Here is a 9,435-nt window from a genome sequence, read left to right on the forward strand (position 1 = left end):
CTAAGGAGCTTCATGTGAGCACTACAACGAAGAAAGTAAACTTAACTCTCTCTGAGCCAAGCAGCGATATCCCTTCAGCACTAAAGAGCATCTTTGCAGAAGACAGCAAAGAACTCCATACAATTGTCCTCAAGCATGTACCGATGGACTTCGAAAAAGCATCAACGTTCAGCAAGGCGGCAATCAAAGAGCTCAAGAGCGTTAAGTCGGCCAAAGAATACAGCCGCACATGTGACGTAATTCATATACTCTCTGGCCTTATCTCCGTAGGCTTGGTAGAGTCACGAAGTTATGAGCTACGAGACACACACAATGACCGACTTGTTGGGTCTGAAGTGACTTACCGCCTAACTGAGAGTGGCAAGTCATCTCTAAGCCTATAAGCAACACACAGCGCCCCTAACACACTCTGGCGGCACTGATTAACCCGAATCAACCCAATCCCCTCAGGAACTCCACTGGATACCTTAATGGAGGATTGGGGCTCAAACTGTAATTGGCATTACCTTTAAACAACTAAGGACTGACCGTGACTAACTTCCAAATCATCGACCATGAAAACAACAAAACTATTGATGTTCAAGCGCAAGGCTTTCTAGAGGCAATTGCAGAGCATCTTCCTCTACCAACAGTCGAAGTTGAGATCTCTTGGAATCCTGCAAGCGGCAGTGCGTCAATCACTGACAAAACCACTAACTTCAAATACACTGTTAATCACATCTAATTGGCTAGGGTAAGGATTGAACGAATCAACCCTTACCCTTGCAAGCAAGGAATATTGCAAAATGAACCACTATGCAAAACCCCATAATAAGAGCATCGCAGAAACTTCAAACAAAAACCTAAACGCTCGACTTTATGAGGTACGCATCCCTACATCTGCATCAGGCAAAGCACTCAAGAACTTCCTTCATAACCACCCAGAATGCACCTACAAAGGTAAATCGCGCTCTGGTAAACCTTCATTTATGATCCCGAAAACAATGGACATTCGCATCACAAGCAATGGCAACGTCTTTGTTGGTGATAAAGTAGTGTACGAAAAGTATCGCTAAGCACTAAACAACATGTATTTGGCGTTGCAATGCCAAGTGATTATGGTAGTATATCGCTCGTGGTCAGGGAGGTAACTCCCCCTGACTGATTCGGGTTGGTAACCCATCATACACAGGTAAGGTACTGCAACATGTCAGAATTGAAACAAATCATCGAACAACTAGATCAAGCCAAAAAACAACTCTCTGAGAAGGAAATTAGCCCAGTGCAATACAGCAATACGCACACTCAGTTAGTTAAAAATGGACTTGAGTTGCTTGCTGAAGAGCAAGGGGTTCAGCTAAAAAAGGTAATCGAGCAACGTGTAGGCGAACTAACTGTAATCTGTGAAACCGGATCTTACGGTGAGCAGTTCACTGAAACGCTGAACAACTACCACATTCGTATGGGACTCGCACCTAAGAAAGGTTTTGTTATCCCGTCAAACACATGGGGATATATGGGCGTATTTGAAGTTGAAAAGATGATCCGTGACCACGCTGCGTAAATAACAAAGGCTGGTGGACACCCATCAGCCAAATCAAATCCAAAATAGACCGTTCTAGTATAAGGATACTTGTCATGGATAAGAAATCATTCAAAAACGCACGCTCACTATACCGCTATTACATTTCTAAAGGTCAGACAAACCGATTCACAAGAGCTTTTCAGCGACGCTTTGAAACCCTGCATGGACAGCGCCCCCTTACACACTAAGGAACAAACAGGCGTGCCCTTACGCATCTTTGCAGGAAGTGGGGAATAAGAACCTCGCCACTACAACGAGATCTAAACTAATTCCAATTAATTAACCACTTGGTGTTGCAATGCCAAGTGGTTGTGTTATTATATCTCTCGTGGTCAGGGAGGTGACTCTCCCCCACTGGTTCGGGTTGGTAACCCATAATACAGGTTAAGGAATTAAACATGCTAAATCTTCGTAAGTTAACTCACGATCACATCAAGCTAATCGCTAAAACATCAGAGCAGGAAATGCTTGAATGGGATCAAGACCTTTTGGATTACGTTGTTCGTAGCCAAGTAGACATCATCACTGATCCAACTCCTAAAGCAATGGACGAAAGTGAAGTAAAGGCTCTCACCAAAAAGTCGGATGCGATCACTAAAGACCTAAAAGACCAAGGTCGCCAAGCTCAGGTTAAATATTTAAAGGATACTTGGGCAGAAGCATGGGCTTCGCGTGGTCACGACGAGTTTGTCATTTGGAACAATACGGATGAGAACTACAACCACAGAGCTCAACAACTAACAGAGCCAAAAGTAGACGGCTTTTACAGTGTGCTGGTGGGTGAACGAGTTCATACCGTAGAGTTCATTAACGGCGCTTGGAACACCGAGCTAAATGTAAGCAAATGGGTCGCTTCACCTCCAGCCCTAAGTATCGCGTAAGCATTTCAAGGAGGGCGTTGCTAAATCGCCCTCTTCCACCAAACAAGTTTGAATACCTATATAATCCAAATTAGCTTTGACGAGAGCATTTATGAAGTTCCATTTAGAAAACGGCACAGTTGTAACCTTGAGCCACGAAGAGACTCACGGGAAGGATATTGACGAGCTTATTGAGCAAGTATCTAGCAACCACGGTTACTGTGTACTGTCGGTAGAAGACTAACCACCAAATAAAGAAGTTAAGTAACTTTCTTCAATTTAATTAACCACTTGGTGTTGCAATGCCAAGTGGTTGTGTTATTATATCTCTCGTGGTCAGGGAGGTAACTCTCCCCCACTGGTTCGGGTTGGTAACCCATAATACACACAGGTTAAGGTAGAAGAACATGAGCAAGTTTCACGAAGGACAAATCGTCGAGGTTTCAATTCTTAAAGGTGGGTACTGGCAAGATACGCGCACAGGTACATTCGTTAAACAAACAAGTGAGTTCCGAGCAACGGTAATGCTTGGAGGAAAGAAAAAGAGCTACTCCATCTACAACATTCAGGCTAAACGTTAGGGGTCAAACCCTTTAGCTATTGCACTTTGTTTAACATCACCAATAAGAGAGTCTCACTATGAACACTCAGGCTTCTAATGTTCAATCTGGCACAATTAATACACCAAATGGCGAAATGCATTTCGTTAAAGATGGAATTGTTAATGGTGACAATACACTAAAACACGGCGTCCATAGTAACCACTGTATGCTCTTTACAACAAAGGGATCAGCTGATGCTTACCGCAAGATTTGCGAAGAGATTGAATCGCGCCTTATCTTAGACCCAGTCCAAGCAACGTGGCTGACGCATAAGAAGCCAGTAACCCCATCGAACAACCCCCAAGCTCTAGAATACTATCCGGCAGTAAATGCGTTGTCAGACCTACTAGAGGCTCTAGGTATGGATATTTCCGAAGGTTTCTATAATGAGGACTTTGAATCTTTATGCCTAAACATGAAGAGAGAGGCGTCTACAGCTTCATTTAAATGGTACATCGACACTCTAGACAACAACTCGCAAGAATGTCGCCAAGAGAAACGAGAGATCTCTAAATTCATCAAAAAGCTTGGCATGTATTACTAAAAAACCACAACAAATGAATCGCATGGTGTTGCAATGCCAAGTGATTGTGGTATTATATCTCTCGTGGTCAGGGGGGTAACCCTCCCCCACTAGCTCGGGTTGGTAACCCATCATACACAGGTTAAGAGGTCAAAATAATGGAACATTCTACGGTACTAAAGCGAGAAGACGGCTCTCAGGTTAAAATTACGGTCTTTCTTCGAGCTCTCAGACTAGAAGAGCCTTCATTAAGATTCGAGGTTGAAACCAAAGCAAAGGGTAAACGCAAATTCATGCCGCTGGTGGACACTAAAAAGCCAAGCTACCGCCAATTAACAAAAGAAGAGCGCGAACAGCTAAAGAAATCCGCTCTAGACTCTGTTGTGACTGAGAGTGAAATCATCCAAGCGCAACAAAATCTATACGAGAACATGCACTCGTTATTCACAGTTAAGTCAGACATGGTACTGTAGGTAGAAAATGTATGGATAAAAGAGAAGAGGAATTCCTAGAGCAAATGGCATCCGCTCTACTTGAGCTAGGCACCAAAAAAACTCTGTCCTCAATGGCTCGAATGTTATGTGCAGTAGCAACCAAAGAGCAAAAGGAAATGACTTTTACACACAATCTTGGTGTAGTTTCGGTAAAACCTAATATCAAACAACCAGAAGAGTGATTAAAGGGGGCGGGGGTTGACTATGACGCTCGCCCTGACCCACACGGCAACAGAACCCGAAGGAAACCAACTTGGTTACTAAAGAACTAGACGACTTGAATGGCGTCCTGAACGCTGCAAAACAAATACTTGTTTCTGTCAAAACCGATGGAGATAAACTCAAATGCTTAAACGATGCAATCCAAAGCATTGAGTGCGCAAAGGAAGAAATTGAAAAGCATGGCATAGATAAAGGCAACCCAGAACCAAAAGCCCTAATCCAAAATGCCTGTAGAAGCCTAAACGCAATGGGTGAGCAAGCAGAGAAAGACATACCTAAATCTGTAGGCGAGAACACGATGATTCTCGGTTTTTGCAAAACAGTCATCCCCTTGCTGAATATGATCATCGAAAACGAGATGACCAACCCTTGATTGAAGGTTAAATAGCAAGTATCTCAATGCACAACTCAGTGCAAACTCTGCAAATCAATTACTCAATCGCTGATGGCTCTTCATCGGCGATCTCCTTCCAAAATTAATTTACTTTAACCTGCATTTGGCATTGCAATGCCAAGTCGTTGTGGTATTATATCTGTCGTGGTCAGGGAGGTGGTTCTCTCAGACCTTATAGGGTTAGAAGCCCTGCACAACACAGGTTAAGGAAATAAACATGGCTTACTACAAACAAGCAAATCTAATAACTGAATCCCTTCTTATCACAGCCGATCTAATTGATTCAATGATGCTGGTGGACGAAACGGAATTGACGAAACGAGCACTTAAGAAAGGCGTTGCTGAAATCAAGTCTCTGACTCGTAATAGGCAATACGAAGGGTGGGAAGCGGCAGTGCATCATGAGTTCAAAGTAATTCGCAATCACTTGAACTTTATGCTTCTGGATTTAAGCAAGCGCCCAGAGCTTGGTGATAAGTACTACTATCACCAAGAAGCAGTGAAAAAGCAAATTGCACTAATCGAGAAATACGCCTTCAACTAGACCGTCTCAATGGCTCCCTAAACAACGGAGCCTAACCCCCCAATTACACAGTGATTATTATAAAATATCCCTGACACGGGCAAAATCCTAATGCTAGCAGAGCATGGACATTCAATCTTCGTAGCGATTATCTAGAGTAGCCAGATGGACACCAAGATTGGTGTTGCATTGCCAACTGATTGTGGTATTATATCTCTCGTGGTCAGGGAGGTGGTTCTCTCAGACCTTATAGGGTTAGAAACCCTGCACAACACAGGTTAAATTAAAATGTACGATTACTTCAAAGAACTATCTACCTTTTGGCAAACTGCCACTGCATTCGCATACTTTATTCACTTCCAGTACGTCTTCTGGCTTCTTCTAAACAAAGTTAAGTTCTCAGAAACAAAGATGCTACACAAGATCGGCATTGTACTATGCTCGCCATCACTACTCGCTATCAAGTTAGTCACCAATGTCATCCTAAAGGTCTTTAACAAGCAAAAGACACAAGCTAAGCATTAAACCAAAAAGGGGAGAGCACCTCCCCTAGTCGAAAAGCAGGGACACTTAACATGAAGCCTAAATTGGAATTTATAACCCGAAACCTCAGCGAACACACGGTGATTGTCGGTCACGTGGTGACGAAAGACCTTCACTCGCCCGTCATGTCTATGGGTGAAGTCTCTATCAAGAAAGAAATGTCGGAAGGGACTGATACATACATCAACGTAACTATCTCAAAAAGCACAAAAGCCGATATAAGAGATAGCTACGGCTACTCATTATCTAAGTCTGAAGATATGACAATGATTCCTAAGCTCCCAATTTGGAGGGGCTCTACGTTGAAATTTGATGACACGCTTCTTGGTAACTACGTCGTTTTAGACACATTCCACACAAAAGAAGAGTCTGAGTCAGAAGTGTTTTCTATGTACAATCGTTGTCTGTTCACTTCAGTATTAGAAAACACAATTGACACAAGCTGTGGACGCGAGCACCTGCACTGGGAAACCATTAGCTCTTACGAGTCGGAACACTGTTACCAGTTCCGCATGAAAGCTGTAGAAACATCTGACCCTTTACACATCCTTTACAGAGAAGGAGAACTTCTTGATGAACACCTTAAAGGTGAAGGGCTATGCGGAATCTTAAGATTGCCATTATGGCGAGATATGAAGGGAGAACACTTCGCCTTTCGCTGGTTTGTTAACAAAGATGTTGTAACTACCCTAAACAAGATGCGTAAACACACAGTGAACAATACAACTCCTTCTAAGGGCTTGCTGGATAAAGTAGAAGAGTTGAACATAAGACACCTCTGTTGCTCATCGCACCCGAACCCAGAGTACATTGAATACTTAAAGTTTGTTCACGGAGAAAGCCCAAAAATCGACGCAGACGAAGTTGATTTCTTTCTGCCAAACATCACGATGTTACGGATGATTGATAGTCGAACAAAAATGTTTTTTAAATCTCGAAAATAGTATCTTCTCGAACCAATTTTAATTTGTTTATCATCGCCCGTTGGGAGGGCGATAAGGAATAAAATGAAACCGTCATTTACATCTTATGAGATCACAAACTTCTCTAACCAGAAAGGCACAAATATCGGATTCAGTCACGACCATCACTCACATGTGCTTAATGTGTTCGTGGATAACACTGAGTGCCCTACTACTTTGCGTGTATGCCACAACGATGATTCAAGCGCTATCATCCTGACTAATGTAAGCAACGATGAATACAAAGAGCCTGTAGTGGCGTTCAGCGAAGATAAGGCTTATTGCTATGTCACATTCCGCAACGTGGAGCTACATGTCAAGATTGATGACGAATCACTAGTCTTTGATGTGTGGGACAAAACCAATGACGAGTGCATTGATACAAACACCCTAGGGTACGAAGACATCGAGGAGCATACAAGAATAGTAGAGAAGGATTACTTTGCCTATGGGTTTACTCACGATGACGTAGAGGAGTTAATGGATAGTTTTGATGATGCCATGGCTGCACTAGATAAACCAAAACAACAATAACTAAGCAGCAAACGACCAATCTAAGAAATGTTTGTCATTTGTTTTTAAAAACATTTGATTTGTGTGGCTGGTGGCGTATAATAAACATCATTAACTAGGGAGTGGTTTCCCTAGCCACAACGCACAGGTTAAGGCAATAAATCATGACAAACGTTTCTAACGAATTACTCCAAAAACGATACCCCCACCTTGAGTTGCTAGGTGCGCAACACGACTCGAAGGCAGTTGCGAAGAACGTCCGTAAGCACTTAAAAACACTTTTCCCGAAATCAAAGATTAGTGTTAAATCAAAAATCGGCCAGATTGACATCAGTTGGACTGATGGTCAAACGAACCAGTCTATTGAAAACGCCATTAACCCATTCAAGAAAGCAACCTTTGAAGGAAGCGTTGATGATTCCTTTGCATTCCATAGCACCGCTTTCAATGATGCATTTGGTGGTGTTAAGCTAATCACCCTAACACGTGACCATAGTAAAACCGCAAAACAAGAAGCGATCGAAGAACTCAGCTCAAGACTTAAAAACGAATACCCTGAGCTCACACTTGAGAACTACGAAGAAGGAAAACTCATTGACATCTACCCAGAAGGTGAAGATGAGTCACTCTCGACTCTAATTAGAAAATCTATCTTCGAAAAGTCATATACATAATTCAAATTACTAAAGCGCCCTTACTAGGGCGCTCCCTAGCTCAGATGTAGAGGTAAAAAGCCTTATGACAACACCATCTTTTACAGAACCAACCATCGAATCCGAAGGGAAGGTTATATTTAACAAAAACATGATTATCCTCGGGTGTCCGCATTGTAACTCCCAACCTGTAATCGACACACTTGGCACAGAGTGTGAGATCACTTGCTCCGGATGTGGGTTCCCGTCATCTAGTTTTTCATTTCTTGATTTTTTAGACCGTGAAGTCATCCATGAGCATGAGTTCAAAGACTACTATTACGAAGATAAAATCCGAGCAATGGCAGAGCGATTCCTGATCGACAAATGGAATACCCGATTCATCAATGGCAAAGTTAATCGACTACCAACAAACCGCGCATTTCAAATCAATGGCATCGGCGGTGAAGACTATGGTATCTGGGTACAGAGGGACGTGGTTAACGACGATGAGTGTGGTAACTCATACACAATTACAGTCTACGGCAAAGTGGATGATGATTATGAACTATCAGGAGTAATCGCCTTCGACTCAAACACTTTCAAATCAAAGGGAGGATGGGTCAACTTCCCTACTGAAAACTTAATCATTACAGAAATTACCAAAGAATACTATCACGGCAGCTAGGAGTGAAGGCTATGAAAAACAAGCAGATTAAATCAATCAAGCCCATCCTTCGCGCACAGGTAGCGCCGCTGTATATAAACCTCTACCAAATTGAAGTGGCATACAAAACAAAGCATGGGCAAACCTACCATGACTTCTTTGTTAAAGAGAATGACGCAATCTTCCTAAACAATGCATGTCTGGAAATCATGAAAGAACCAGTAAAAGAACATCATGAAATGCTGGTGGACGCGCTAAAGATGATTCCCGAAGTAAACACTAATCCAGTGTCAAATGACATCGCCCAAATCTTCGAAGCTGAAGGGTGTGAGGTTATCAGCGTCTCTGTTAAGCGTTACTACGACATGTTCGGTCGCTCTTGCCCCGTCCTAGTCAACAAGGAGTTTGACATTAACTCACCATGCGTGCTTTTTAGCACCAACGGCAGAACCTTAATTGACGATGACAACGTGGACGTTATCGACTTTGAGCATCTTCGATTGAGCAATTACCGCGATAAAGAAGATAAAGGTTTCCCCGAAGTCCCTGTAGAGACAGAGAATGAGACGTTTGTAGCCATTGCAACATGCACTCTTAAGGAAACTAACATCCTCGTTAGCAATAACCAAAATGAAAAAGGATACACCGTTATCCGAGTTAACAAGATTACCAGAGAGATCGAATGCCCTGAAAACCCCGATATGTTCAAGGACATTAAAATAAAGAATCAGGTGTTCTGAAAATTATGAAAGCGAGGGCTTATGTCTCTCGCTTTTTTTATACAATCACACCTAACGTTAGTACAACATTAAGCAGGAATAGCAATGGGGTTATTATTTTCTCGACTATGGTGTGTGACATCAACCCATGCCAGTGACATGAAAATTGTTAAGTTAGTTTGTTTCATGGGGAACCCCATTTTTCCGCCAAGTAAAG

Annotated in this window: 18 protein-coding genes; all 18 read left to right on the forward strand. The window is 42.5% G+C overall.

What is annotated here, in order from left to right; genetic code table 11:
• The first annotated feature begins 14 nt into the window (after positions 1-14).
• The 18 genes from KJB35_RS20620 to KJB35_RS20705 all read left to right on the forward strand — a co-directional run bounded on the left by KJB35_RS20620 (position 15) and on the right by KJB35_RS20705 (position 9,239).
• Entirely contained in the window at positions 15-383 is a 369-nt protein-coding gene (locus KJB35_RS20620) for a hypothetical protein (RefSeq protein WP_285469689.1), read from the forward strand.
• A 146-nt stretch (positions 384-529) separates the two neighbouring features.
• Entirely contained in the window at positions 530-724 is a 195-nt protein-coding gene (locus KJB35_RS20625) for a hypothetical protein (protein ID WP_285469690.1), read from the forward strand.
• A 61-nt stretch (positions 725-785) separates the two neighbouring features.
• Positions 786-1,055, forward strand: coding sequence for a hypothetical protein (locus KJB35_RS20630; RefSeq protein ID WP_285469691.1), 270 nt, complete (start codon positions 786-788; stop codon positions 1,053-1,055).
• Positions 1,056-1,186: 131 nt separating this feature from the next.
• Entirely contained in the window at positions 1,187-1,543 is a 357-nt protein-coding gene (locus KJB35_RS20635; RefSeq protein WP_285469692.1) for a hypothetical protein, read from the forward strand.
• 419 nt (positions 1,544-1,962) lie between these two features.
• On the forward strand, positions 1,963-2,445 hold the full coding sequence (locus KJB35_RS20640) for a hypothetical protein (protein ID WP_285469693.1): 483 nt from the start codon (positions 1,963-1,965) through the stop codon (positions 2,443-2,445).
• Positions 2,446-2,536: 91 nt separating this feature from the next.
• Positions 2,537-2,668 (forward strand): hypothetical protein, encoded by a 132-nt coding sequence (locus tag KJB35_RS20645; protein ID WP_285469694.1) that lies wholly within the window; start codon positions 2,537-2,539, stop codon positions 2,666-2,668.
• A gap of 163 nt (positions 2,669-2,831) precedes the next feature.
• Positions 2,832-3,005, forward strand: a complete 174-nt coding sequence (locus tag KJB35_RS20650; protein ID WP_285469695.1) for a hypothetical protein — start codon at positions 2,832-2,834, stop codon at positions 3,003-3,005.
• A 58-nt stretch (positions 3,006-3,063) separates the two neighbouring features.
• On the forward strand, positions 3,064-3,570 hold the full coding sequence (locus tag KJB35_RS20655) for a hypothetical protein (protein WP_285469696.1): 507 nt from the start codon (positions 3,064-3,066) through the stop codon (positions 3,568-3,570).
• 137 nt (positions 3,571-3,707) lie between these two features.
• Positions 3,708-4,022, forward strand: a complete 315-nt coding sequence (locus tag KJB35_RS20660) for a hypothetical protein (protein WP_285469697.1) — start codon at positions 3,708-3,710, stop codon at positions 4,020-4,022.
• Positions 4,023-4,033: 11 nt separating this feature from the next.
• The gene (locus tag KJB35_RS20665; protein ID WP_285469698.1) at positions 4,034-4,225 is read left to right on the forward strand and encodes a hypothetical protein; all 192 of its coding nucleotides are present in this window, start codon (positions 4,034-4,036) and stop codon (positions 4,223-4,225) included.
• Positions 4,226-4,296: 71 nt separating this feature from the next.
• Positions 4,297-4,638 carry a hypothetical protein gene (locus KJB35_RS20670; RefSeq protein WP_285469699.1) on the forward strand — a complete coding sequence of 114 codons (342 nt, stop codon included), beginning with the start codon at positions 4,297-4,299 and terminating at the stop codon, positions 4,636-4,638.
• A gap of 238 nt (positions 4,639-4,876) precedes the next feature.
• Entirely contained in the window at positions 4,877-5,203 is a 327-nt protein-coding gene (locus KJB35_RS20675; protein WP_285469700.1) for a hypothetical protein, read from the forward strand.
• A 267-nt stretch (positions 5,204-5,470) separates the two neighbouring features.
• Positions 5,471-5,707: a hypothetical protein gene (locus tag KJB35_RS20680; RefSeq protein WP_285469701.1), complete on the forward strand. Its 237-nt coding sequence runs from the start codon at positions 5,471-5,473 to the stop codon at positions 5,705-5,707.
• Positions 5,708-5,757: 50 nt separating this feature from the next.
• On the forward strand, positions 5,758-6,669 hold the full coding sequence (locus KJB35_RS20685; protein WP_285469702.1) for a hypothetical protein: 912 nt from the start codon (positions 5,758-5,760) through the stop codon (positions 6,667-6,669).
• A 63-nt stretch (positions 6,670-6,732) separates the two neighbouring features.
• Positions 6,733-7,221 (forward strand): hypothetical protein, encoded by a 489-nt coding sequence (locus tag KJB35_RS20690; protein ID WP_285469703.1) that lies wholly within the window; start codon positions 6,733-6,735, stop codon positions 7,219-7,221.
• A gap of 143 nt (positions 7,222-7,364) precedes the next feature.
• Positions 7,365-7,874: an LPD29 domain-containing protein gene (locus KJB35_RS20695; RefSeq protein WP_285469704.1), complete on the forward strand. Its 510-nt coding sequence runs from the start codon at positions 7,365-7,367 to the stop codon at positions 7,872-7,874.
• Between the two features lie 64 nt (positions 7,875-7,938).
• Positions 7,939-8,520 (forward strand): hypothetical protein, encoded by a 582-nt coding sequence (locus KJB35_RS20700; RefSeq protein ID WP_285469705.1) that lies wholly within the window; start codon positions 7,939-7,941, stop codon positions 8,518-8,520.
• A gap of 11 nt (positions 8,521-8,531) precedes the next feature.
• The gene (locus tag KJB35_RS20705; protein ID WP_285469706.1) at positions 8,532-9,239 is read left to right on the forward strand and encodes a hypothetical protein; all 708 of its coding nucleotides are present in this window, start codon (positions 8,532-8,534) and stop codon (positions 9,237-9,239) included.
• The last annotated feature ends 196 nt before the right edge of the window (positions 9,240-9,435 follow it).

Origin of the sequence: Vibrio sp. D431a, assembly GCF_030248655.1 — a bacterium.
Lineage (GTDB): Bacteria > Pseudomonadota > Gammaproteobacteria > Enterobacterales > Vibrionaceae > Vibrio > Vibrio alginolyticus.

What these genes read in the sequence shown, in the direction of transcription:
- KJB35_RS20695 (WP_285469704.1), top strand. Translation starts at nt 7,365, where the DNA reads ATGACAAACGTTTCTAACGAATTACTCCAAAAACGATACCCCCACCTT.
- KJB35_RS20705 (WP_285469706.1), top strand. Translation starts at nt 8,532, where the DNA reads ATGAAAAACAAGCAGATTAAATCAATCAAGCCCATCCTTCGCGCACAG.
- KJB35_RS20645 (WP_285469694.1), top strand. Translation starts at nt 2,537, where the DNA reads ATGAAGTTCCATTTAGAAAACGGCACAGTTGTAACCTTGAGCCACGAA.
- KJB35_RS20635 (WP_285469692.1), top strand. Translation starts at nt 1,187, where the DNA reads ATGTCAGAATTGAAACAAATCATCGAACAACTAGATCAAGCCAAAAAA.
- KJB35_RS20650 (WP_285469695.1), top strand. Translation starts at nt 2,832, where the DNA reads ATGAGCAAGTTTCACGAAGGACAAATCGTCGAGGTTTCAATTCTTAAA.
- KJB35_RS20690 (WP_285469703.1), top strand. Translation starts at nt 6,733, where the DNA reads ATGAAACCGTCATTTACATCTTATGAGATCACAAACTTCTCTAACCAG.
- KJB35_RS20700 (WP_285469705.1), top strand. Translation starts at nt 7,939, where the DNA reads ATGACAACACCATCTTTTACAGAACCAACCATCGAATCCGAAGGGAAG.
- KJB35_RS20660 (WP_285469697.1), top strand. Translation starts at nt 3,708, where the DNA reads ATGGAACATTCTACGGTACTAAAGCGAGAAGACGGCTCTCAGGTTAAA.
- KJB35_RS20655 (WP_285469696.1), top strand. Translation starts at nt 3,064, where the DNA reads ATGAACACTCAGGCTTCTAATGTTCAATCTGGCACAATTAATACACCA.
- KJB35_RS20665 (WP_285469698.1), top strand. Translation starts at nt 4,034, where the DNA reads ATGGATAAAAGAGAAGAGGAATTCCTAGAGCAAATGGCATCCGCTCTA.
- KJB35_RS20685 (WP_285469702.1), top strand. Translation starts at nt 5,758, where the DNA reads ATGAAGCCTAAATTGGAATTTATAACCCGAAACCTCAGCGAACACACG.
- KJB35_RS20680 (WP_285469701.1), top strand. Translation starts at nt 5,471, where the DNA reads ATGTACGATTACTTCAAAGAACTATCTACCTTTTGGCAAACTGCCACT.
- KJB35_RS20640 (WP_285469693.1), top strand. Translation starts at nt 1,963, where the DNA reads ATGCTAAATCTTCGTAAGTTAACTCACGATCACATCAAGCTAATCGCT.
- KJB35_RS20630 (WP_285469691.1), top strand. Translation starts at nt 786, where the DNA reads ATGAACCACTATGCAAAACCCCATAATAAGAGCATCGCAGAAACTTCA.
- KJB35_RS20675 (WP_285469700.1), top strand. Translation starts at nt 4,877, where the DNA reads ATGGCTTACTACAAACAAGCAAATCTAATAACTGAATCCCTTCTTATC.